The sequence below is a fragment of the Halostella limicola genome, from assembly GCF_003675875.1.
Lineage (GTDB): Archaea > Halobacteriota > Halobacteria > Halobacteriales > Natronoarchaeaceae > Halostella > Halostella limicola.
In genome coordinates this window covers 741,524-765,864 of the sequence record NZ_RCDI01000002.1, presented here as the reverse complement: position 1 = coordinate 765,864, position 24,341 = coordinate 741,524, and the positions used below count along the sequence as shown (strand labels likewise).

Below are 24,341 nucleotides of genomic sequence, written 5' to 3'. Positions count from 1 at the left end.
AAAATTTAAAATAAAATGGCTATAAAGAAAGATAAGTATCCATTTGTTGGAAGGATTGAACAGGTAGAAGCGCTACTCAGAAATCTTGAGTGGGCCATACGGTATGTGCTGAAATGGCTATCGATTACTGCCTTACTTGGTATCGTGATTTTCATCAATATCAACGTCTTTTTTCGATACGTTCTTAATAACGCCCTCCCGTGGCCAGGAGGTACGTCGATTATCCTGAATATCTGGGTGACGTACGTTGGCGGAGCCATCGCCTATTACGTTGGGGACCACGTAAGCATTCAGTACGTCCATAAGAAACTCCCGTCATCCGTCGCCCGAGGTGCAACAGTATTCATCAATGGATTGGTTGTTCTTCTCGGATTCGCGATGTTACAGCTGGGGGCACAGTTAGCGCTGGATCAGGCGAGTAGCCAGACCGTCTACGAAGTCCTCGGAATCTCACAGATTTCAATGTTTTGGACGCGTATCCCACTTGCAATCGGTGGATTCTATCTCACTATCGAAGGCGGACAGCGCATACTCGGAACATTAATTGAGGACCTAGTTGACGACAGCTACATTGCACTAAGCACGCTTATTGTCCTCTGTCTCGGTGGTGCCTTCGTCTCGTTCACCAACTTTGCCCCCCCGGGCAATAGTATCCTGCAAATAGTTGTAATATTTGTTTTACTCATATTCCTAATCCTCATCAATACACCGGTCGCGTTCGCGATGGCACTTAGTCCGTTGATATTTTTGCTATTCTTCCCGAACGGATTAGCAATCCTCCAACCGCTGATAGTCATCCAACAGATGGGACAAGGAATAAATTCGTTTTCGATCTTGGCGATTCCGCTCTTCATTTACGCCGGACGGATTATGACGATCGCCGGTATCACACAGCAGATCATCAATTTTGCAAACCTTATCGTCGGACGATTGCGAGCAGGGCTCTCTCACGTTAACGTCGTATCGAGCATGCTCTTTGCAGGTATTTCTGGATCTGCCGTCGCTGACACCGCAGCGGTGGGCAGCATCCTCATTCCGTCCATGAAGGACGAAGGGTACGATACCGGATACACGTGCGCGGTAACCTGTTCCTCATCGGTCATTGGACCGATCATTCCGCCAAGTATCATTATGATCATCTTCGCGATCACAGTTCCATCTGTGAGTGTTGCCGGCATCTTCATGGCTGGTGTCATCCCTGGTATCCTAATGGGTCTTGGTCTAATGGCCGCAACATACATCATTGGTTACCGTACTGGTTGGGAAAAATTCCCAGAGGTTGAACACCGCGAACGGCCGGACACGGCCGAGGCGATTGGCATCGTCAAAGACGCTGGGTTCGCGCTTCTCATGCCACTTATCATCATTGGTGGCATTCTCTCTGGAGTATTTACCGCGACAGAGGCCGGTGGCGTGGCCGTGCTATACGCGATCGTGATTGGGATCTTTGTCTACCGTGAGATCACCCTTACAGAATTCGTCAAAGCGAGTTATAGTGCGGCCACAATGTCCGGTGTAACGCTGTTTATCATCGGGGCAGCGATGCCAATAACCCAACTGATGGCAATCACGGGTGTCCCAGATGAAATAGCCGCCGTGATACTTGCAACCACGAGCAGTGAGCTAGTTATACTCCTCTTGATCGTCGGTATTCTCTCTCTGTTAGCGTTGTTCATTGAATCGATCGCCAACATACTTCTCTGGGCCCCAGTGTTCGCACCATTAGCGGTAGAAATCGGCGTCGATCCACTACACTTTGGTATCGTGATGATAATGACGCTGGCGATGGGGATGATTACGCCGCCACTCGGCGTAACGCTGTTCGTGGCAGCGCCGATAGCGAATACCAATATCGAAAATATTAGTAAAAACCTTATCATTTTCTTTTTGATAGAATTGGTAATCCTCCTCCTAGTTATCGCTGTCCCGGACATCGCATTGTGGCTACCGCGAATGCTCGGATATACGTAAGTATATGTACTTTTAATATGGCAGAGATACGTGTGGCTACTTCACAAAATGAGCTCCTGTGCATCCTTCTAGCACATTGAAAAGAGGTTCAACAACTGTTGTGCCGTATCCAGTAGGCGTACTAACAGATATCCTCTGTCATCCGGGAATTCTAAGACTTGCACCGCTTCGTCGTTGTCGTATGAACTCTTCGTGGAAGATGATTTCGATGGGGAATTTCTTGCAACTCTCCATATATTTTTGCGTCATTATCTTCTATCCACTCTGACCCGGGACCTCTTTGCTCTGCTGTCCTGCTGTAGAGACACTGAATAATTCTCTTAGGTGGGTTTTCCTACAGAGATTCCTTGCGATTTCTTCCCAACTAAGAGATAACCCGTACACAGTGAGGAGTGCATCGAATGCGACGACGGGCGCTTTGGTACCGAACACATCATAGCAGTCACAGTGGGCAAAGTCGATGACACCAATTAAGACGTTCCTCAGAATGTCGTGCCGGTACCTATTAGGACAGGTTCTTCTCAACTGGAGTACCGCGCCAATCTCTCTTTGCCATAGCAGACTACAATATTAGAAAGATAATTCAATACTTAACCCAAGATATAGAGTATATATGGTGGAAAATTTTAATAGGGGGGCTATTCATATGCCAATTGAGTATGAGTACTCTAGAAGAATCAGACCAAGCGAATCAGGGCACTCTCATGATCGGCCCCGACGAACTGACAGAGTGTATTGAGATGTCGAACGTCATCGACGCGATTGAAGATGCATTTGTCGCATATCAAAACGGAGATGCAAAGATGCCGCCAAAATCATACGTCGATCTTGATGAGATCAATGGCGACTTTCGTGCGATGCCGGCGGCGGTGGGGGACTCAGCTGGAATCAAGTGGGTAAACGTCCACCCGGACAACCCGGAAACGTTCGGCTTGCCCACCGTAATGGGCGTTGTTATCTATAGCGACCCAGAAACAGCCTATCCTCTAGCAATAATGGACGGGACGAAGCTGACACGCTTTAGGACGGGAGCCGTGGCCGGTGTTGCTACTCGTCACCTTGCGCCTTCCGGTGCAAATTCATTGGGTCTCCTCGGTGCAGGCCAACAGGCACACGCGCAACTCGCTGCCATCGCGAACGTTATCGATCTCGATCGGGTGGTCGTGTCTGACCTTGATGAAAAGGCAATCGAACGATTCATCGCAAACGAGAACGATCGCAATATCGAAGTCGTAAGTGGAACGCCAGAAGATGTCGCAGGATGTGATGTTATCTCTACGACGACACCTTCCGAAGATCCGATTCTGAAACGCGAATGGATTTCCGATGGGACACATATCAACGCTATCGGTGCTGACGCTGAAGGGAAACAGGAACTGGAATCACAGATTCTCGTTGATGCAAACGTGATCGTCGACGATTGGGTGCAGTGTTCACACAGCGGCGAGATTAACGTTCCTGTCGCCGAAGGTCGTCTCGAGCAAGAAGACGTTTACGCCGATCTCAGCGAAGTCGTCACCGGCGAAGCACCCGAGTCTGGTGACGACGACATAACAGTCTTCGATTCGACTGGGCTGGCCATCCAGGACATCGCTACGGCCCGTCTCGTGTATGAATCCGCGGACGAACAGGGATTCGGCACCGAATTTAGCTTGGTTAGCGACTGATTCACTCCACAGTAGCATCTGGCTTTTCGAGACAGAGTATCAGGTGTCTACCTGAAGGACGGCTTCGAGTCAGGTCGAACAGATATTTCCGCGAAGATCACGGATCCGCTCACTCGGGTATTATCTTTGAACTGACAGCGGAATATCTGGTATACGTCCACTACTCGTCCTATTCTCAGGAAAAGTGTCTGAGTCTTTTCGGGTCACTTGCCTTGGAGTGGGATTAGAAGCCTATTGAGCAAGGCGATCCATTCTGAACGTAGCGCTATGTGTCTGTCACTACTCTGTTCTCGGACTCTACTACAGGCATCCTATTTATTTCAATAGTTATCTACAGCATTTAACAGTTACCTTTACAATATTCTGCGTTAAACCTCGCAACTATGTCGGAGCAAGAACCGATCACGGCCAATGAGAACTCGACGATCGCTCACTGGAATACTCCCGGGACAGAATCCATATCCCTTGATCGGGGAGAAGGGATTCGGGTCTATGACGGTGATGACAACGAATATCTTGATTTCACTTCACAGTTGTATTGTGTGAACGCAGGTCACAGTAATGAAGCGATCACAGAAGCCATCAAATCACAGGCTGACCGGATCCAATACGTCTCTTCAGCGAAGGATAATGATACGCGAACGGAGTTGGCTAATAGGCTAACCGAGGTCGCACCGGATTCACTAAACGATGTCTTCTTCGGAATTTCTGGGAGCGAAGCGAACGAAGCGGCGATTCAGATTGCACGGGAAGTCCAAGACGCATCAACGGTTCTAACACGCTGGCGATCGTACCACGGTGCGACATATGCTTCCGGTGGTATGACTGGTGATCCTGAGACGCGGCTTGCTGTGGAATCACACGCGGCCACCACGAACAACGTCAAGTTCCTACCGCCATTCACCGGAGTTGACGGTCCGTTTGATACACGGTCGACCAAGGCATTAGCTGAGCAAGCGGCGGACCACCTAGAGTACGTGATACTCAATCAGGGTCCGGAGTCGATCGCGGCGCTGGTCACCGAAGTTGTGGGAGGAAGTAGTGGTGCCTTCACAGCTCCGCCAGGTTACTTTGAGCGCGTGCGGGAACTCTGTGATAAGTACGATATCCTGCTGATTATCGACGAGGTTATCACTGGCTTCGGTAGATGTGGTGACTGGTTCGGGAGTCAAACAGAGAACCTCGATCCCGATATGATCACTTTCGCAAAGGGCGTGACCAGCGCTTATGTGCCGTTGGCAGGCGTGTTAGTGAACGATCGAATCGGAACACACCTTCGGGAAGAAGGGATCGACGTTGGCCAGACATTCGCCGGCAATCCGCTCGCCTGTGCAGCAGGCATCGCGGCAATGGACGAGTACGAGGATCAGATCGGGAACGTCTGCCAACTCGCCCCGGAACTCGAGAAGCAACTTGAGGGACTCTCTCACCACGACGTCGTGGGCGACATCCGAGGACGCGGATTCCTCTATGCGATCGAGTTCACCGATCCGGAGACGGGCAATCCAGTCTTCGATCCCCGGATCGAAGACGGCCGGAATCCCGTCAAAGAGGTGGTTGCCAGGGCGGCTGAGAACGGAGCACTGTTCGGTCCGGGCCGTCCACCTTTCCAGATAATGGTCGCTCCGCCGTTCTGTGCCGACCGCGAAGACATCGATACAGCCGTCTCCGTCCTGGACGAGGCCATCGACGAAGTCTTCTAACCGAAGACAACGGCCAACACCGTAACGATCATCAGGGCGGTGGTCGACTCCAACTCCGTGTCCGACTCCCGTTCTTGTGTGACAGCGGTAGTAAACGAGACAGCGCGCTGGCCTTTCATCCAGTCACGACTCTGTGTTACCGGTATCGTTTGAGTCAACGAGCGTCTCAATGAGGGTCTCGAGCGAATACGTATTGATAGCGCGCGGTTCGTTTTTGATCGTCGTAATTGTGTACTTTGACTCCGTCCGTTCGACCTCCTCGATCTTCTCGAAGTCGCTGATGAGGCGTTCGACACCTTTCCGATCAGGAACGTGGGCGTTCACAACGAAGTCCCGATCGCCCATCGTGAAGTGAACCTCACTCACGCCCTCCACTTCGCTGAGCTTCTCTCCGACTTCCTTATGGTAATCTTCTTTGTAGTTAGCGACCACCTCGACGATAATCGTTATACCGAGCCCCAACTTTTCGAGATCCATATCGTAGAGGTCGTTCTTGATGATTCCTTCGTCGTGAAGGTTGTTGAGGCGGTAATAGATAGTCGACTCTGGGATTCCGGTCTCCTCGTGAATCTCCGTTGGACTGTCGGTCCGTTTTTCTGCAATCGTCTTCAGGATTTCGAGGTCTAGTTCATCCATTGTGAAAGATTTTACCAACCGCTACTTAATAAGTTTACTGGGATCTACAAAGAGCGATAGACCTAGAATCGTGATATCGTCGCTCAGAACAGAAATAGCGATGAACGTTACACGCCGCGGACTGAGATTTTCGGCATCAGAGAGCGCTTTCTCGGCCTATTCCTTCCTTTCCGTCCGGCTCCATTGGCGACCGATATGCACGCCACTATTCACGGCATGCCGATAGCTTCAGATATAGTGACAGAATTCTCTACGTTAAATAGTGCATCAGCAACCTATAACCGGTCTCAGTCAGCTATGATACCTGTTCGGCACACCACTAATGTAATCCAATGCTTTACGTTCGTATTGGAGTAAAATGAGTGGGGAAAGAGCCTATAGTAGTTCGCCAAAGGGGAACAGGAGACTAAGGCGGTATCGACGCGCTTCCGGACGAGGCTAGTCGCAGGTGACGAGGACGGTCAGTATTCACGCGCAATACGCCCATAGCAGCCGTCAATAACCTTGAGCACGGTCCTAGTGGACCAACTACCGGGAGCATTCCCCGCAATCCCTCCCCTTGCCGTTGAAGCCGATGTAGAACCCATTCACACGACAAATTATAATAGACTGGGACCGAATTAGAGTATCATGGATAACACTGAAGTTACAGAACTCATTCAGGAACTGGTCCGGATTGAAACTGAAAATCCTCCAGGAAACGAGCTGAAGTGTGCAGAGTACATTCACGGTTGGTTCAAAGAACACGAGATCGAGACAGAACTGATCGACGAACCTGTGGAAGACCGTCCACAGGTTGTGGCCCGAATCGGAGATGGCGACCCGACGCTCGTTCTGAACGGACATACGGATGTAGTGCCGGCCGGGGACCGCGAAAAGTGGACGTACGGCCCTTACTCGGGAACCGTAGACAACGGGAAGATCTACGGTCGCGGCGCAGTGGACATGAAGACTGGGCTCGCGATCGGTATGCTCACGACCCGGGATATCGGTAAGGAGCTAGAGCGGGGCGACTCCAGCGGTTCCATAATCTTTCACGGGGCAATGGGCGAGGAAACGGGTGACCCCGGGACGAAAACGCTGCTTGAGAAGGGCTACACGGGTGAATACGGAGTCGTCCTCGAACCTACCGGGATGCGGGTTGCCACCGCAACCAAGGGCACGGCCTGGTATACGATCACGGTCTCCGGCGAGCCCTCCCATGCGAGCAGACCTGATCAGGGAACAAATGCGATAGAGAACGCTAACCACGTCATCGAAGCGCTCACCGACTACGGAACCGACGTCCGGTCTCGGGAGGACGAACTGGTCGGGACCGCGTTCGCCACGTTGACGGAATTCTCGGCCGGAACCAAGGAGAACATCGTTCCGGAACGCGCTGAGATCACATTGGACAGACGGGTTCTACCGGACGAGCGCTTCGAAGATCTCGATGAAGAACTCAACTCGATACTCGAGCAGCTTGCCGACGAACACGGCATTGAGACTGAGTGGAAGCAATATCAGATATACGAACCGTCGTTGACTCCTGAGGAGAGCCGGGTGACCGACGTATTCCGACGAAATGTAGCGGAGCTTACTGACGTGCCGACAGAGCCCTGGGGGATCCCCGCAGCGACGGATACTCGCGATTTGATAAACAGCGCCGAAATGGACGCGATCACATGGGGACCCGGCGATATCTCGCAGGCTCATACGTTCGACGAGTACATTTACGAGCAGGAAGCAGTGGATGGGTTGCACGTACTCAAACAGGCGGCAAGAGAACTCCTTCAATAGTTATGTGAGTGATCTCGTACTGAGCATGACGGAACTCGGAGCGTGTTAGTTGAAGAATCTGAATGGATGGTCAAGGAGGTTCCAAAGGTGAAATACCGTCCTACAGGCCGGAGAGGATTTCACCGGCTGGGGCTCATTCCGTGAGGCCGCCAAGCTGATTCTCGTTGAGATTATCTTCAAGCGCTCGTCCGACCGTGTACAGACTCCAAACGAATAGCCACAGCCCGAAGCTCGGCGGAAGCACCCACCACCAGGCGGTGGTGAACGCGCCGGATTGGAACGCGTCGAAGAGCATCATCCCCCAGCTGATCGTGGTCGGATCGCCAAGGCCGACGAAGCTGAGACTAGCTTCGATCAAGATTCCATAGATAGCCCCCAAGACGAAGTAGACGATAATTATCGGGAGGAGGTTGGGGAGGATATGGAAATACATTATTTTGATATTGCTTGATCCGGAAGCTCGTGCACTCTTCACGAACTCCCGTTCCCGTAACGATAGCGTCTCTGATCGGACGACCCTGGCGATGCCACGCCAGAGCAATAAACCGATCACCGCGACTAATACCCAAGTACTTTGCCCAATTACCGCAACGAAAACGATGGCGAACGGAAGGAACGGCATCCCGTATGCGAGGTCGTCGATGCCCATGAGGATGGTCTCGACCCAGCCACCGTAGTAGCCGGCGATAAGACCGATATTCAGACCGATGACGATGAGCACCATCGCCGAGAACAAACCGATCTTGAGAGACGTCCGGGTCGCTAGAACCGTCTGGGCAAAGACGTTGTATCCGCCTTCGGTGGTACCGAGTAGGAACTCTCCGCTTGGTGGCTCGAGCAAGACGTATTCCCCGTTACTTCGTTGCATCGTCTCGTACGCATTGGGGAGTGGGAGATACGGTGCGATGACGCCGAGAACAACGAAGAGGGAGAGAGTCATGACGGCTATCCGACGGAGTATACCCTTCCAAAGCGGTTGGAGAAACTCCACTATACTCTTTTTTATCTGTTCTAGCTTCTGGGTTTCGACGCCAGTGGGGTTGAGTAAATTCTTTATCATGGTTACTAATCGTATCTGATCCGCGGGTCGACGTAGGCGTAGAGGAGATCAACGATGAGGTTCGTAGTGATGACAAGGAACCCGATGATGAAAAATGCGCCCTGCGCGACCGGATAGTCGTTTCTATGGACCGATTCGACCAGTTCACGGCCGATTCCTGGCCACGAAAACACGATTTCAATCAGGATCTGGGCGCCAAACGCGATAGCAACAGCTGGTGTTGCGTACGTCAACAGGGGGAGTAACGCGTTTCTGGCTGCCTGATTGCGAACGTGGCCTTCTGGAAGACCTTTGAGCCGCAGCAGGTCGACGTAGTCTTGGTTTTTCTGATTGATCATATTCCCCCGCATCAGGAGGAACGGGTCAGCGAGGAAGAAGAGGAATGCTGTTAAAAACGGTAACGCGAGATATTTGTAGAAAACCGGATCGAGCAACATTTCTTGGACCGATGATCGTCCCGTTTCAATAGGACCCATGCCACCAGTCGGGAGTATGTCTAACCATGTAGAGAATATCATGAGGAGGAACAGTCCGAGTACGAAGTGTGGCAGCGACCGTATCGCCACGAGCGTGTATGAGCCGATCTGTTCGATCCGTTCTCCTTTCCGCCAACCTAATCGCGATCCCAACGAGTAGGCCGTGAGCATGATCAACGACATAGCCGGTAGCATGATTAATAATGTATTTATCATCCTCGGGATTATAATCTCAGAAACCGGCTGTCGGTAGTGAAACGAAACACCTAGATCGCCAGCTAACAATATGTTCTTCACGAATATGTAGTATTGGATGTGAAGCGGTCTGTGCAAACCAAAACTTTCCAAGATTTGTTGACGCGTTTCCTCCGAGAACTGTCCGCCGACAAGGAAGCCGGTCGGGTCACCAGGTGTCACTCTGAACAGCAGAAAGATAATCGTCAGCAATAACCAGATCAGAACGAACCACCGAACAGTTCTGCGAATTACATATCTATGGAGACTCATTGTATCTCACACTGGAGGATCTAGTCGCTCGGATACCGGAGCTGTCCATTATCATCCCAGGCGTAGTCGGCATCTTCAAGCATTTGCCTGGCGTTTTCCGGATCATACATCTCCGGCATTGTCGGGAGGTCGTCTCTCCCGAGTTCCAACGGATGTTCCGGGTGGATATACGTGGAATCGCTTTCAACAGCATGTCCGCGTCGATGGACTTGCATCATCTGATTCGCATTAGTACACGCTCTCAGGGCCTTTCTAAATACCAAATCATCGCCCGGTGAGTTGTTGACATTAAACGAATAACACTGTGTCAACAGCGAGTCCTCTTCGATCAACTCGATATGATCCCCCTGGTCTGCCGCCTGGTTAGCCATGGACACTGATGGAACCTGTAGCTTCGCGTGGATGTTCCCTTCGACCAGTTCACTGCGAACGGCCTCCTCGCTTCCCTGGCGTTGGTAGATCAGCTCGTCGTATTGGGGATAATCACTGAAGTGATCGTCGTAGGCCTCGAGTTCGATCCGCTCAGGTGAAACACTTCGGACCTGCAGGGGTCCGCTTGCTGCCCAGTCGCCGGGCGGATTATTGCCAACCTCTTGACTCCAGTTAACCGGTTCATCGACCTGATTCGGTACATCTCCCCAGATGTGAACTGGTAGAATCCACGTGTAAACGAGTGTATTAGTTGTGAAGTTCGCCCACGGGTCTTCAAGATGTACTCGCGCCGTCAGATCCGTTTCGAGACTCACGCTGTCTATCGGTTGTACGTGTGTGTCGATTTTCCCAAACGTGTATGAACTCAGGAACTCGAAGGTGAACTGTAAATCTTCTGCAGTGACTGGCTCCCCGTCATGGAACTCCATTCCTTCGCGGAGTGTGAGATCGATAGTGGTTTCGTCGATGACCTCGAAGTTCTCGATAGCCCAGTTTATGAATTCACCGTCCAAGCTCAACCGTCTACACGTATCATAGACCGATCGGAATAACCAGTCCATTGCGTTTGCCGTTGGTGCGGTAACGTTCGGACGCTGGTTTACTTCCTCACCACCGATTATGAGAGATGTTTCGTCCCCCTGTGGTTCAGCTGTGATAAGGGTCATCGTTGATGCGGCACCAGCGCCGATCATCGTCGTCGGTTCAAGGTTCCACCGTTCGGCATCATACGGAAACAGATCAACTGGCCAGCAAATGTTGACCGTCGAGGCGTGGTCCTCGTGCCACATAGTTTGCATTTCGCCGACGATCTCGTTCCGGCGTTCTTCGTCAAACGTGCGAGTGTACTCTTGGTAAAGCTCGGTGTATTCCGGATCAGTCCAATTCGAGACGTTCTGTGGGTTATCAGGGGTGTGTACCGAAAGGAAGAACTGCGGGTCGAACCGTTCCGGTGAACCTCCGAAGAACGTCCAGGCGACGTTCTCATAGTCTTGTTGGATCCAAATCATGTCAAGATAGGTCCCCCAGGAAGTCGTTTCGATATTGAATGTGATACCGAGTTCTTGCTCCCAGTGGTTACCGATGTCTCGCATGATATCGGGAATATTCTGTAGGCGAGGGGCATCGATACTTAGTTCGATGGTGTCCCCGTAGTCGTCGCTACCTCGCCCCGCGAGGTCGGGGCTATCGTCGTCTCCAGACGAACACCCTGCTAGGGAACCAGCCGCTGCCACGGCACCGAGTGATTTTAGCACCTGACGACGCTTCGCCTCCTTGAGGGAATCCGGGAGCTGCTCGTAGGGGCGTCTCTTTGCCATAGGGTAACAATATACAACTCATGATTTAAACGTTACTATTGGTTTTCCTCCTGAGAATAGGATAACAATGATCCCTGCAGTTATTTCCGGAGTATCTTTTGGATAGCACAGTTGAAACGAGTCTTCCAAACGGGGCGATAGGGTATTGAATTAATGTAAAAAGACAGAATCTTATAAAATAGAAAACAGAGTATTGGTTTGAATTGTGGAAGTCCCTCCAAATCCAGAAGAGAGACACCAGCGAGCATGGGCAGCGCCGGACGTGACGGAATCAGGTCATCGGCAGTCGTAGTCGATTATCTTGGGCATGAGCGAGAGAACGACGACTGCGAGTAGTGCCGCAAGGAGACCAGTTGCCGTCTCCCAACCAGCGACATCAACGGTCGATCCCATTACCGTCGTTCCCAGCGCACCGACCAGGAGGTAGAGAGTTCGAAAGAGACCGAATCCTCGTCCTTGGTCCGCTGCCGATAACTCGTCCATCATCCGTGATTGGATTACCGGCATACTACTTATAGCACTCCCAGCGAGCACTACGGCAGGAACAGCAACGATGAGCCTATCACCGATGACGAGCACTCCATAGCCGAGGACACCGGCGATCGCCTGAAAGGCGATGGTCTCGTCGCGGCCAATGCGGCCAGAGAGCCAGCCACCGAGCGGCTGGAAGAGAGCGGTAGTTGCGTAGAAGAGCGCAAATAGCAGGTTTGCCCTCCTGCTTGAGAAGCCGGAATGCTCGATAAAGAGGGTTGGTAAGAACGCCATCGAGGCCAAACCGACGAACTCCACGAGCGTAGCTATGAGAGTAGTATACCGCGTGTGAGGACGGATCAGCAACGCCAGGAGGTTGGATGGCTCGAATAACTCACTCAGTGAGGCAGTCGGTCGGGCTGGAGTGCCCACTGTACTTTGCCAGGCAAAAAGGATGACAGCGACGACAGTGAGAAGGAACCCGACGGCGATCGCTGCCCGCCATCCGTATCGAACGGTTATAACCGTCGCGGCAACGGGAGCCGCTATCCCAGCGACCTGCCCGCCGGTCCGGTGCATGCCAACTGCCCATCCCACCTCGTCAAACTCCCGAGCAAGCAGCGCCGTCGCCGGGTTATAGTATATCCCCGCTCCGATTCCCAAAGCCAGTACGCCGAGACCGAACAGTTGGAACGTCGGTGCAGTCGCTAGTCCGAGCGTCGCGCAAGTAATGGTCCCAAGCGCGACGAGCATGAGCCGACGTTCCCCAAACCGATCTGCGAAGACTCCACTCGGTAGCTGAAAGAGCGCATACGCGACCCACATCCCAGTGAGTGCTACACCGATTGCTCCCTTGGAGACGTCGAATGTTCTCGTGATTTCAGGTACGACCGGTCCTATGAGGACCTGAGTAAATCGAACGGCGAAATACGACCCAACACAGAGCGAGAGGACGGTGAAACGATCACTCCATCTTGAAAAGACGGCTCGGACTGTGTTGGATCTCATTCCCCACTACTCATTGTAGGGAAGTTCGATATTTCTGTTCCGATCATGCGGCCGATTATCTTTATTTATAGATGTACGAGCCAGTCTTAGATGACTCAGTGGGGAAGGTTTTTAATGCGAGAGGGTGGTGTATACCAACGAGAATGGTATTTGGTAGCACAACACCCCACAACCAACGGCCCGTCCGGTCTCTGTATGGAACCGAAACGCATCACCAGATCGGAAAACCGCGCCACAAGACGAGGACGTCAGAACATGCTATCAGTGAATAACTTGTCGTTGTATTACGAGGTGGACGACGGCCGGATACACGCTTTAGATGACATCTCGTTTGAACTTGAATCACAAACAATTACGGGCTTACTGGGAGAGTCCGGATGCGGGAAATCCACCCTCTCCGAAGCGCTAGTCCGACACCTCGCGCCGAACGCTCATATCACGTCTGGCGAAATACTTCTCCACGGGGAGAACATCCTCGAGATGTCCGATCAACGGTTGCGAGAGATGCGGTGGAACGAGATCGCGTACATTCCTCAAGCGGCGATGAACAGTCTCAATCCCGTAGCGACTATCAAGGAACAACTCATCGAACCTCTCACTGTCAACAATTCGACCACAAAGCGTGAGGCGGTTGAACGGGCCAAAGAAGTCCTCTCAATGGTCGATATCGACGAATCCAGGCTCAAAGCGTATCCCCACCAGCTGAGCGGCGGAATGAAACAACGCGTCATCGTCGCCATGGCGATGATTCTTGAACCGGATCTGATCATCGCCGACGAACCGACAACGGGGTTGGACGTACTCGTTCGAGACAAAATCCTGAGCGATATCGAACGGTTCCGAGACGAACTCGGTATTTCGATAATCTTCGTGTCACACGATATCGCGGACCTCGTGGAGACGAGTGATTCCCTGATGGTGATGTACGGCGGAAAGGTCGTCGAAAAGGGGCCGAGCCGCGAGCTGTTCGAGGAGCCGACGCACCCGTACACCATCGGATTGAAAAATTCCCTTCCAAACATCAACTCGGAGTTGGAAGAACTAATTCGAATGGAGATGGATCCCCCGGACCTCCGATCGCTGTCGAGTGAGTGCCGATTCGTAGATCGGTGTCCGTTCGATGTTCCGGAGTGCCACGAGGCCCATCCGCCATTCGAGTCGGCGCGCGCCGATATCGAGAGCGCCTGCTATCGCGCCGACGAGTTCGAGGAACTCAATCGGCGAGCCTTCGACGTGGACTGGCGACAGGAGGAGATAGAACATGTCCGATAATGCGATACTCGAAACGAAAAGTTTGAAAAAGTATTACGAGGATTCCGGGGGGCTACTCGCCTCACTCCTGGGGAAGAAAAACCGTATCAAAGCTGTCGACAACGTTGACCTGAGGATCGAACAGGGAGAGGTGTACGGATTAGTCGGTGAGAGCGGATCGGGGAAATCTACGCTCGGGGAAGCCGTCATTCGTCTCGAGGAGCCGACGGCCGGGGAGATATACTTCGACGGAGAGAACATACTCGAATTCGACCGTCGTGAGTTACATGAGTTCCGACGGAAGGCTCAGATCATCTTCCAGGACCCCTATGGCAGTCTGAACCCGAAGAAAACAGTCCTCCAGTCTGTCTCTGAGCCGTTGAAGAACTATGGCTACGAGACAGCTGACGCTGAAGACCGCGTCCGAGAGCTTCTCTTCGAGGTCGGCCTGCGACCGCCAGAGGAGTTCCTGCAGACGTATCCGGCGCAACTCAGCGGTGGGCAGCTACAGCGAGTCAACATTGCACGGGCATTAGTTCTGGAACCAGACTTACTTATCGCCGATGAGCCGATGTCGATGCTTGACGTTTCCATTCAAGCCGGTATTCTGAAGATATTAGAAGACCTCCAGAACAAGCTGGATTTCACGATATTATTTATCTCCCACAATCTGGCCCTCACGCGTCTCGTCGCGGACAAGATCGGTGTCATGTATAGCGGGAAGATCGTTGAGGAAGGCGACGTAGAAGAGATCATGAAGCGACCCAAACATCCGTATACACAGGCACTCATGCGCAGTCTTCCAGATTTATCTACCGAGCGTGAGCGTGTTCTCCTCACTAGTTCCGCTGACGACACGGATCAGCGGCAGGTCAGTGGTTGTAACTTCCATCCTCTCTGTCCCGAGAAGATGGATGTCTGCGAGAACGCAGAACCCGGTCTAGCAGAAGCTGAGGACCGAAACGTGAGATGTTACCTCTACCATGATGAGAACGAAAAAGAGGTACAGGAAGCTCCCGTGCTCCGCAATTGATTGCTTCGCTCGTATTTCCCGAGGTTACGTCGCTGAATAGATGGTGAGATTGACATTAGACGAGGCACACCATTCGGTACTTGTCCCCGTATAACAGTTCGGTGATAAGGAACAAAAGATCGGAACTAATGATCGTGGCGGGATCAAGGAGATCCTGAGTATCAGACCAATGTTATTTTGATATTCCGTGCTATAATATTTATTACGTGATCGTTTCATCATGAATATCACGCCACCGACCTTCTCTATAAAACCACAAGGAGATACCGACGCTCTTTTTACACTCCTATGTACGTAATGAGTAGTATAATATATCCATAATATTTTACTTATTATTTAGTAGTAGTCTATACTATCAGCGTGATTGATATCTCCTTTACCACGGACAGATATGAGAAACCCGCTGTCAAGCCCGCTGGTCGTGTAAAATAGTTCGCTATCGCAAAACATAGAAGGATGTTCTTCCTTCGACTTCTATTGATATTTATACGCTGGTATCTGCGTCCGTAGCTTCCGCGAACGACTATCTGACATCCGTGGTTGAGCCACTATGAGGGTAAAACATGCAATGCGCTGACCGAGGGGTATCTCTACTCGACTACCCTGCTGATCTCGTCCTCTAGTTCTTTCGCAGTTTCCATAAGTTTAGGAGCAACGTCCGTTTCGATCGTCTCCGTGGTGAGCCGGTACGTCGGACCGCCAGCGCTTAATGCTCCGAACGGACTACCGTCCGGGAGAGTCACAGCAACACCGACTGCTCGGAGCCCCTCCAACCATTCCTGATCGACGATGGCATAGCCACGTTCACTCGTTTCTCGGAGTTCTTCTCTGAGGTTGTCAGGTTCGGTGATTGTATACTCAGTTTCCTTAGGCATTCTCTCTCTGTCGAGAAGTTCAGTAACCCGCTTTTCGGGTAATTCGGCGAGGATAGCTTTCCCGGTCGAACTAGTGTGAAGATGTAGGTAATCTCCCTCCTTCAGGCCGACTTCAGTCGATTCGTTGGCTTCGTGGAAGAGAACCATGATCTTTCCGTTTGTCTCAACGTCGAAATCCACTGCATGGTTCAACGACTCCGCTAGTTCAGATGTTTTTTCTTTCGCTAATTGGTACCTGTCGTTCCGGTTCCGAGTGTGCTGACCAACGTGGAAGAATTTCAATCCCAGGCGGTATATTTCTCCTTTTTTCGTTATATAACCGTAGCTCTGGAGAGTATTGAGGTGGCTGTGTACGGTGCTCTTCGAAAGTTCTAGCTGAGTAGCTATATCGGAGAGACGCGCCCCTTCTTCCGATTTTATTAAATGTAGGATCTCAAGTGAGTTGCCGACTGCGTTGACTCTCTTTCCTGTGTTCCCCATGAACAATACTCATGGACAAACAGTATTAATAGTTTCTCTGTGGCGAATGATCTCGGAGCAGGGGTTAGTTCCCCAATCATGTAGGAATATTTATAAGACACCCACATGACATCGAGAAAAGAAATCATTGGTTCTTCAATGAGAAAATTTGCTTGGAGTGAGCAAGATCTGGAGGGAGAGATCTGGCCGCTTCGTCGTGTAATCGACGCCGAAGATCGCGAGTTCATCGCCAGTCCGAAGACCAGAGTTCCGGTCGAGCATTGATCGGACGAGACGTACGGGAGCGTTCTGGAGTATCAGCGAGAGCGTCCGGGGGACGAGATAGATCATCTGCACTTCCCGGAGTGAACGGAGGCCACGATTATCAATTCAGCCGAACAAGTGCGATCGCGTGAATTCCCGAGACATCACCCGAGCGAACTCTATGTATACTCCAGAGCCGCCCTGCGAATTCTCATACAACCAAGAATAAGAATGGCATAGATTAGAACCGATCCTAGGCCGCGTCACCACAGGAAAGAGGAAATAGTCATTTCACTCCCGGGACTCTGGAATAAGGGTTCGTCTCAGTTCGAACTTTGTATCGTCGTGGCGAACAGCGCCGGCGAGACCGTCGAGATCGAATCGGGGGATGACAGGTCTCGACGGATCCGGATCGAGGATCTCGACCGAGAGGTCGCCGGCCGCCAACCGTCGGCGCACAGCCGAGCCTCAGCCTCTCACTTCGACGGCACGAGTTCGAGGCTCAGCCGCTCGGTGAACTCGGCCCCGTCGTACTCGCGGAAGAACGCGTTCGCATGTGCCGCGACGCTCGGGCGGTCGGTGTAGGACGGCGTCATCGTCACTTCGCCGGCGGCAAGCGCCGTCGCGCCGGACTCCTCGTGGTCGCGTTCGACGAACGTTGGCCGACACAGAGAGCAGTCTTGGATGGAACCCTACCGTACAAGCATATCCACTGCCGCTGAGGTAACCAGTACCACTATTCTAGAAACTCTAGAAAGACCGCTCGTTTAGTTAGAAAGCAAGCGGACACCCGTCAATCGACTGTTCGCGCTGTTTCGAGCGTCAGCGGTCGTCGAAGAAGCGCTCGATGCGGTCGAAGCCGGTTTCGAGACGGTCCATATCGTTGGCGAAGCTCAGCCGAAGTTGCCCCTCGCCCGCCTCGCCGAACCCGTCGCCGGGCGCGAGCACGACGCCGTAGTCGGTCAGCAGTTCCTTCGCGACGTCGAGACTCGACGCCTCGACGTCCGGGTCGACGAACGCGTAAAACGCCCCCTCTGGCCGTGGACAAGAGAACCCCTCGATAGCCTCGATACGGTCGACGACGTAGTCACGCCGCTCCCGGAACGTCTCGTACATCTCCTCGATCGGCTCCTGTGGCCCGGTCAGCGCCGCCAGTGCGGCGTGCTGGGCGACCGACGAGGCGCACGCGGTGGTGCTCTCGTGCATCTTCGTCACCTCGTCGGTCGCCTCGCTCGGGCCGGCGAGCCAGCCGAGCCGCCAGCCCGTCATCGCGTAGCTCTTCGAGCAGGAGTTGACCGTGAGAACGTGGTCCGGATGGTCAGTGAGCGCCGCGATTCCGGTGACGTCGCGGTCGTACGAGAGCCCCGCGTACACCTCGTCGGCGACGACGTACGCGTCGTGATCGGCCGCCGCAGCGACCACCGCTCGGATCGCGTCTTCCTCGTAGACCTGCCCGGTCGGGTTCGACGGCGAACACAGCACGACCGCCGCGGTGTCCTCGGACATCGCGTCGCGGACGCGGTCCGGGTCGAGGGGATACCCCTCGGCCGCGGGCATCGGCACCTCGACGGGGACGCCGTCCGCCAGCAGCGCCTGCCCTCGGTAGTTCGGCCAGGTCGGCGACGGGAGCAGCAACTCCTCGCCCGGGCCGACGGTCGCGAGCACGGCGAGGTGCAGCGCCTCCATGCCGCCGTTGGTGACGACGACCTCGTCCGGGTCGACGCGCACGTCGAACTCGTCGCGCATCGTGTCGCTGATAGCCTCGCGAAGTTCGGGTAGCCCGGCGTTCGACGTGTAGTGAGTGTGGCCCGCTTGGGCTGCGTCGTGCGCGGCGTCGACGATGTGTTCGGGCGTGTCGAAGTCGGGTTCGCCCACTTCGAGGCGGACGAGGTCCTGGTCGGACGCTTCGGCCATGTCGAACATCAGGCGGATCGACGACTGCTCGACGGCCCGCGCCCGTTCGGTGATACCGGTCATACGAAGCCCACAGGGCGTCGAGACAAAAGGGTTCGCGCGTACGAGGAAGGAGTCGTGCCTGCGAGAGCGCTATCAGGTTCACCGGACGCGGCGGCGTTACTGCCGAGGTCCGTCAGACGAGACTCACTGGCTGTGGAACGTAGACGTCATGCCGGCCCCAGAGTCTGTCTGTACCCATCGGGATGGTTGACGACGCCGCCACGAGTTCGAGTTCCGTCCGAACTGTCTCGCCCCACGGGATCACCTCGTTCGCAGGCGTCCAGAGCGCGATTGGTTCAGATCCAAGCGACGGCGCCTCCCCGTCCGTCGTGAGTGTCGCGGTCGCCGTCAGCGGCAACTCGGGCGGCTCCGTCGCTTTCCAGAACGCTCGTTCGCGGCGGTCGCCAGTGCGACGAACCTCCTCCAAGAGTGCTTCGGCGTCGCCGTCGAGAGTCAGCGTACAGTCGATGCGGTCGCGGCACTCGTCGAGAATCCGTGTTTGAGCACCACAGAATTCGTCGGCGAGCGCCGCGGGCGGGTCAGTTGCAGTACCGACCCCGACCGCGCCCCAGTAGAAGTGGGTCGTCTCCAGCGGCACCGCCAAACGATGTGCATCATCGCCGAAGGGAAGTTGGATCTCGACCGAGGGATGATCCATAACCGATAGTCGGTGCTGCAGCACAAAGTAGTGGGTATTTCTGTCTCTTACGGGTAGTGGACGTATGGATCGCTGTCCCGAGTGCGGGGAGCCTGAAGAATACAACAGCGCGACGTGCAGCACTTGCCAGTACGTCTTCCGCTACGACGACCGTGCGTCCTACGAGCCGGCAGATATCGTCTTCACGGTGACGTTCCAGTGTCGAAACTGCAACCGAATCTTCAAACGCGGCTTTGGTGAAGGCGACGAGGTACGCCCGAAAAACAGCGGCGAACCAGGGTTCTCGATCAATTCAGTCACGGGGAATCCGTTCCTGGCGATCGTCGACGGTGACCGATGCCGTCCGCAGTGCCCGACGTGTTCAAACGATACCACCCTCTCGGTACGCGATCGAACACCGCTGCGAGCCCGTTGATGCCGTCGCGACGGTCACACCCACCGAGGTCCGCCGGCGCGCACTGCGGCCCAGATACGTCCCCCAACGTCTCACACCCGACCGCGCTCGCGCAATCATTGGACCGGTACACCCTCGTAGAACCGGCCGTCGGGGTCCGTGCAGTGGAGGACTCGCAAACGTCGACGCGCATCAGTGGCGTCGAGAAAGGATTAGTGCATGCGAGAGCGCTATCGAGGCTGCCGACTCGTCGCGGCCCGAGGACGCACTCGCGGCGATCCCGAATACGGCGGATCTTCGTGGGGAGGGACGACGAACGTCGCAGGCGAGAGTCGGGCTCGACTAACCGGAGCCGTCGCCTCCCGAAACCGTCCGCCTGAATCATTTCTATCAAGGTGGATATTATTTCTCCAATATATAATATTTAAATAATGCCTGGCGGCAGGACTCCCCGTGTTCGACTCCCCTCACTCGAACTCACCGAAGAGTCGTACCGAGTGCAGGACGCGGCCGAGAGCGCGGTACCGCCCCGCTGCCGTCCGACGACTTCGATACCCGTTCAGAATGGCGTCGAGACTACGCGTCCGTTCCAGCGCTGATGCTACGGAACTCGAAGTCCCGGCGCGTCGAGTCGAAGCGGTCGAGTGAGAACACTCTCAGCGAGAACGGAGCCTTCTCTCCAGTCACCAGCGACCGAACCGCGGTCGCCGCGACGGGTGCAGTCATCACGCCCCGTCCGTGGAACCCCGTCGCGACGACCAGTCCCTCGGGTGCGACCGGGGGTGCGTCTACGATCGGTCTCGTATCGGGCGTCGCACTGTCGACACCCGCCCAGCCGTCGACGAACCGTGCCCGTTCGAAGCCGTTCAGGACACGCGGCAGGAGGTCAGCGACGTGGTCGCGGAACGCTTCGTCCTCGTCGCCGGACGCTCGGTCGGGGTCGTCTTCGGCGAACGACCAACCGCCGACGAGGAGACGGCCGGAGTGCTCCGGACGGAAGTACACGTGCTCGCCGGGTATCCAGCCCATCGGGAAGTCGTCCGAGAGGTCGACGGCGGGGTCGAGAACGACGCACTGTGTCCGGTACGGTCGAACCGGAACCTGCAAAACGTCCCGTAGCAGTTGCTCGGAGCGCCACCCTGCCGCGACGACGACCGTCGACGCGCGGCGCTCGCCGTCGTCGGTGGCGACGCCTCGAACCGACCCGTCCGTGACGAGTACGTCCTCGACGACAGTTCCCGTCTCCACCGTCGCGCCGCGGTCGACAGCGTTGGCTTGCAGCGCTGTCGCGAACGCGTACGGATCGAGAAACCCCGTGTCGGCGTGGCGAACAGCGCCGGCGAATCCGTCGAGATCGAATCGGGGATGACAGGTTTCGACGGATCCGGAATCGAGGAACTCGACAGGAAGGTCCTCTGCCGTCAGCCGATCGGCGCGCCGACGCGCTTGGGATTCCCGTTTCGACGGTACGAGTTCGAGGCTCGGCCGTTCGGTGAATTCGGCACCATCGTACTCGCGGAAGAACGCGTTCGCGTGTGCCGCGATGTTCGGGTGGTCGGTGTAGGACGGCGTCATCGTCACTTCGCCGGCGGCCAGCGCCGTCGCGCCGGACGCCACGTGGTCGCGCTCAACGAGCCGGACGTCGTGGTCAGGAGCGAGCGCCCGCGCGACGGCGCAACCTATGACGCCGCCGCCAACGACGAGGACGTCGTCAGCCATGCAGTTCCCGGAGCGCGTCCTCGAGCGCCGTGACCGCTCGTTCGAGCTCCCCTCGCGTGATCGTTAGCGGCGGCTGGAACCGCATGACGTTCTTGTAGTAGCCGCCCACGCCGATGAGCACGCCGTGTTCGTCGCGCATGTGGGTCCGGACTCGCTTCGCCGCCTTCTTCGCCGGCGCATTCTCGCCGTCAACGAGTTCGACGCCGTACATCAGTCCGCGGCCGCGGGTGTCTCCGACGACATCGTATTCGACCTCCAGATCGGCGAGACGGTCGCCGAGCCACCCACCCTGATCGGCGGCGTTCGAGACGATACCGTCCTCCAGGGCGTCGATGTTCGCCAGGGCCGCGGCGCAGCAGACGGGGTTGCCGCCGAACGTCGAGAGGTGGTCGCCCGCCTCGAAGGCATCCGCGATCTCCGCCGGGGCGGTGAACGCACCGAGCGGAAGACCGTCGGCGATCCCCTTCGCCTGGGGCATGATGTCGGGCACGACGTCGAACTGCTCGCAGGCGAACATCGTCCCAGTGCGTCCGTAGCCCGACTGCACCTCGTCGACGACGAACAGGCCGCCGTGGTCGTGGGCGATCTCCTTCACCCGCTGGAGGTAGTCTGCGGGCGGAACGACGATCCCTCCCTCGCCCATCACGGGTTCGACGACGACCGCCGCGAGGTCGCCGCTGGTGTGGGTGCCGATCACCCGTTCCAGTTCCCGCGCGGCCGCCTCGGTGAACTCAGCTTCGGGAAGGTCGCCGTACTCGGAGCGGTACTGGTACGGCGCCGGGGCGTGGGTGACGTCGTTCACCGTCGGGGCCATCCCGTGCTTGTAGGCGTGGTTGCCGGTCAGCGCGAGGGATCCGAGGGTTCGACCGTGGAACGCCATCTCCAGGGCGACGACCTCCTTGCTCCCGGTGTACTTCCGTGCGAGCTTGATCGATCCCTCGACGGCTTCCGTCCCCGAGTTGCAGAAGAACGTCTTCTGCAGGTCACCGGGCGTGATTTCGGCGATCCGCTCGGCGAGATCGGCGACGGGCTCGTTCTGGTAGACGTACGAGCAGGTGTGGATCAGGTCGTCGAGTTGGTCCTTCGCCGCGTCGACGACGTCAGGGTGGTTGTGGCCAGCGTTCGTCACCGCGATTCCCGAGAACACGTCGAGGTACTCCTCGCCGTCTGTCGTGACCATCGTGGTCCCCTCGGCTCGATCGATCGCGAAGGGGTCGTATCCCTTCGAGATCGGCATTACGTACTGTTCGTACTTCTCCGCCGTCGGGGTTCGGGGCCGCTGTTCGCTCACGTGTCGTACTCGTGGTTTACCGCGCGGAAGGCCTCCTCGGCGACTTCCAGCGCATGGTCGACTTGCTCTTCCGTGTGGGTGTAGGTCGTGAAGAACCGCTCGCCCTGCATCGGGTTGCCGAAGAGGACGCCCCGGCCGGCGGCCTCCAGCCACCAGTCCGCGAACTGGTCCTCGTTGGCGTGCCAGGAATCGCGGTAGCGGTGGATCTCCTCGTCCATCATGTACACCTGTCCCATCGACCCGATGTGCTGGACATTGGCGTCGATCCCGACGTCGTCGGCCACTTCCTGCAGGCCGGTGAACAGCCGGTCGCCCAGCCGGTCGATGTGTTCATAGACGCCGCCGTCGTCGAGGATCTCCAGCGTGGCGAGTCCCGCCGCGGCGGAGACCGGGTGGCCGTTATACGTCCCGCCGTGGAACGCGGAATTGTTCCACTTCGATTCCTCTTTCTTCCGCGGCGGCTCGATCTCGGCCATGATCTCCCGCTTACCGCCGAAGCCGGCCACCTGATAGCCGCCGCCTGCTGCCTTCGCGAACGTGGTCATGTCGGGGGTGACGCCGAACCGACCCTGCGCGGACTGCGGGCCGAGCCTGAACCCGGTCATCACCTCGTCCCAGATCAGGACGATGCCCAGTTCCTCCGTGAGGTCGCGCAGGAACTCGTGGTAGCCGTCTTCGGGCTTGAGACAGCCGCAGGAGAACATCACCGGTTCGATGATCACCGCGGCCATGTCGTCGGCGTGCTTCCGGAGTATCTTCTCAGTCGCTTCCTTGTCGTTGAACGGGAAGGCGACCACGGTTTCGCTGACGACGTCGGGGATACCCGTCCCGTACGATACCGTGTTCGGTTCGTCCTCGGGACCGAGGACCTCGGGGGCGGCGTACACGCTCTGAAGCGCGTAGTCGTGCGCCCCCGCGTAGCCTCCTTCGGGTTTCGCGACGAGGTCGTTTCCAGTGTACGAGCGGGCCACGCGGATGGCGTGCATCGTCGCCTCGGTGCCGCTGTTGGCGAGACGAACCTGCTCAATACTGGGGGTCATGTCCCGGACCTTCTCCATGAACTCGATGGCGATCGGCTGCGGCGTCGCCGTGAGGTCACAGGTGTCGACCTGCGCTTTCACCCGCTCGCGTACTTCCGGATGGCCGTGGCCGAGGATGATCGGCCCCAGCGCGAGGAGGAAGTCGAGGTACTCGTTGTCGTCTATGTCGTACACGTACGACCCGTCCGCCGACTCCACGTAGAAGGGGTACGGGTCGAACGACCGCACGTTCGACTCCACCCCGAGCGGCGTCACGTCGGCAGCCCGCTTGTGGAACGTCTCGCTCCCCGGGGTCCGCTGGCGGAGCAGTTCGGCGTGGTCGTGCTCTTGTTCTTTGTCACCCAGACTCATCGTACTGGGGATAGTCGACACACC

The 24,341-nt window shown here is 55.7% G+C and carries 18 protein-coding genes and 1 pseudogene; 7 read left to right on the top strand and 12 right to left on the bottom strand.

Annotated elements, in window-relative coordinates:
* Nucleotides 1-15 precede the first annotated feature (15 nt).
* From D8670_RS11695 to D8670_RS11685, 3 genes are all read left to right on the top strand, one after another.
* Nucleotides 16-1,971, top strand: a complete 1,956-nt coding sequence (locus tag D8670_RS11695; protein ID WP_121818269.1) for a TRAP transporter large permease — start codon at nt 16-18, stop codon at nt 1,969-1,971.
* 659 nt (nt 1,972-2,630) lie between these two features.
* Entirely contained in the window at nt 2,631-3,638 is a 1,008-nt protein-coding gene (locus D8670_RS11690) for an ornithine cyclodeaminase family protein (RefSeq protein ID WP_121818268.1), read from the top strand.
* 383 nt (nt 3,639-4,021) lie between these two features.
* Nucleotides 4,022-5,341 carry an aminotransferase family protein gene (locus D8670_RS11685; RefSeq protein ID WP_121818267.1) on the top strand — a complete coding sequence of 440 codons (1,320 nt, stop codon included), beginning with the start codon at nt 4,022-4,024 and terminating at the stop codon, nt 5,339-5,341.
* A 123-nt stretch (nt 5,342-5,464) separates the two neighbouring features.
* On the opposite strand, the gene D8670_RS11680 is transcribed toward D8670_RS11685, so the two are convergent.
* Complete coding sequence (locus D8670_RS11680; RefSeq protein WP_121818266.1) at nt 5,465-5,977, bottom strand: Lrp/AsnC family transcriptional regulator; 513 nt, start codon at nt 5,975-5,977, stop codon at nt 5,465-5,467.
* A gap of 630 nt (nt 5,978-6,607) precedes the next feature.
* Between D8670_RS11680 and D8670_RS11675 the strand changes: the two genes are divergently transcribed.
* Nucleotides 6,608-7,756 carry a M20 family metallopeptidase gene (locus D8670_RS11675; protein WP_121818265.1) on the top strand — a complete coding sequence of 383 codons (1,149 nt, stop codon included), beginning with the start codon at nt 6,608-6,610 and terminating at the stop codon, nt 7,754-7,756.
* Nucleotides 7,757-7,889: 133 nt separating this feature from the next.
* Here D8670_RS11675 and D8670_RS11670 read toward each other — a convergent pair whose 3' ends face one another.
* From D8670_RS11670 to D8670_RS11655, 5 genes and pseudogenes are all read right to left on the bottom strand, one after another.
* Nucleotides 7,890-8,816 carry an ABC transporter permease gene (locus D8670_RS11670; protein WP_121818264.1) on the bottom strand — a complete coding sequence of 309 codons (927 nt, stop codon included), beginning with the start codon at nt 8,814-8,816 and terminating at the stop codon, nt 7,890-7,892.
* Nucleotides 8,817-8,821: 5 nt separating this feature from the next.
* Nucleotides 8,822-9,463 (bottom strand): ABC transporter permease, encoded by a 642-nt coding sequence (locus D8670_RS11665; protein ID WP_162994281.1) that lies wholly within the window; start codon nt 9,461-9,463, stop codon nt 8,822-8,824.
* A gap of 42 nt (nt 9,464-9,505) precedes the next feature.
* Nucleotides 9,506-9,799 (bottom strand): annotated as a pseudogene (locus D8670_RS21835) (ABC transporter permease); the annotation flags it as partial.
* Between the two features lie 20 nt (nt 9,800-9,819).
* Nucleotides 9,820-11,547 (bottom strand): ABC transporter substrate-binding protein, encoded by a 1,728-nt coding sequence (locus D8670_RS11660; RefSeq protein ID WP_121818607.1) that lies wholly within the window; start codon nt 11,545-11,547, stop codon nt 9,820-9,822.
* A 276-nt stretch (nt 11,548-11,823) separates the two neighbouring features.
* Nucleotides 11,824-13,026, bottom strand: a complete 1,203-nt coding sequence (locus tag D8670_RS11655; RefSeq protein WP_121818262.1) for an MFS transporter — start codon at nt 13,024-13,026, stop codon at nt 11,824-11,826.
* Nucleotides 13,027-13,281: 255 nt separating this feature from the next.
* Here D8670_RS11655 and D8670_RS11650 point away from each other — a divergent pair, with 255 nt between their 5' ends.
* Both D8670_RS11650 and D8670_RS11645 read left to right on the top strand, forming a co-directional pair.
* Nucleotides 13,282-14,298, top strand: coding sequence for an ABC transporter ATP-binding protein (locus D8670_RS11650; protein ID WP_162994280.1), 1,017 nt, complete (start codon nt 13,282-13,284; stop codon nt 14,296-14,298).
* Nucleotides 14,288-15,310, top strand: coding sequence for an oligopeptide/dipeptide ABC transporter ATP-binding protein (locus D8670_RS11645; RefSeq protein WP_121818260.1), 1,023 nt, complete (start codon nt 14,288-14,290; stop codon nt 15,308-15,310). Before D8670_RS11650 ends, D8670_RS11645 begins: the two co-directional genes overlap by 11 nt.
* A gap of 590 nt (nt 15,311-15,900) precedes the next feature.
* Here D8670_RS11645 and D8670_RS11640 read toward each other — a convergent pair.
* The gene (locus D8670_RS11640) at nt 15,901-16,665 is read right to left on the bottom strand and encodes an IclR family transcriptional regulator (RefSeq protein WP_121818259.1); all 765 of its coding nucleotides are present in this window, start codon (nt 16,663-16,665) and stop codon (nt 15,901-15,903) included.
* 105 nt (nt 16,666-16,770) lie between these two features.
* Here D8670_RS11640 and D8670_RS20965 point away from each other — a divergent pair, with 105 nt between their 5' ends.
* Nucleotides 16,771-16,929, top strand: coding sequence for a hypothetical protein (locus tag D8670_RS20965; protein WP_162994279.1), 159 nt, complete (start codon nt 16,771-16,773; stop codon nt 16,927-16,929).
* Between the two features lie 801 nt (nt 16,930-17,730).
* On the opposite strand, the gene D8670_RS11630 is transcribed toward D8670_RS20965, so the two are convergent.
* From D8670_RS11630 to D8670_RS11610, 5 genes are all read right to left on the bottom strand, one after another.
* A complete protein-coding gene (locus tag D8670_RS11630; RefSeq protein WP_121818257.1) occupies nt 17,731-18,885 on the bottom strand; it encodes a pyridoxal phosphate-dependent aminotransferase in 1,155 nt (384 codons plus the stop codon).
* Between the two features lie 112 nt (nt 18,886-18,997).
* Nucleotides 18,998-19,522: a hypothetical protein gene (locus D8670_RS11625; protein ID WP_121818256.1), complete on the bottom strand. Its 525-nt coding sequence runs from the start codon at nt 19,520-19,522 to the stop codon at nt 18,998-19,000.
* A 970-nt stretch (nt 19,523-20,492) separates the two neighbouring features.
* Entirely contained in the window at nt 20,493-21,635 is a 1,143-nt protein-coding gene (locus tag D8670_RS11620) for an NAD(P)/FAD-dependent oxidoreductase (protein WP_121818255.1), read from the bottom strand.
* Nucleotides 21,628-22,926, bottom strand: coding sequence for an aspartate aminotransferase family protein (locus D8670_RS11615; protein WP_233752232.1), 1,299 nt, complete (start codon nt 22,924-22,926; stop codon nt 21,628-21,630). The genes D8670_RS11620 and D8670_RS11615 overlap by 8 nt, the downstream gene beginning before the upstream one ends.
* Nucleotides 22,923-24,317, bottom strand: coding sequence for an aspartate aminotransferase family protein (locus D8670_RS11610; protein ID WP_121818254.1), 1,395 nt, complete (start codon nt 24,315-24,317; stop codon nt 22,923-22,925). Before D8670_RS11610 ends, D8670_RS11615 begins: the two co-directional genes overlap by 4 nt.
* Between the last annotated feature and the right edge of the window lie 24 nt (nt 24,318-24,341).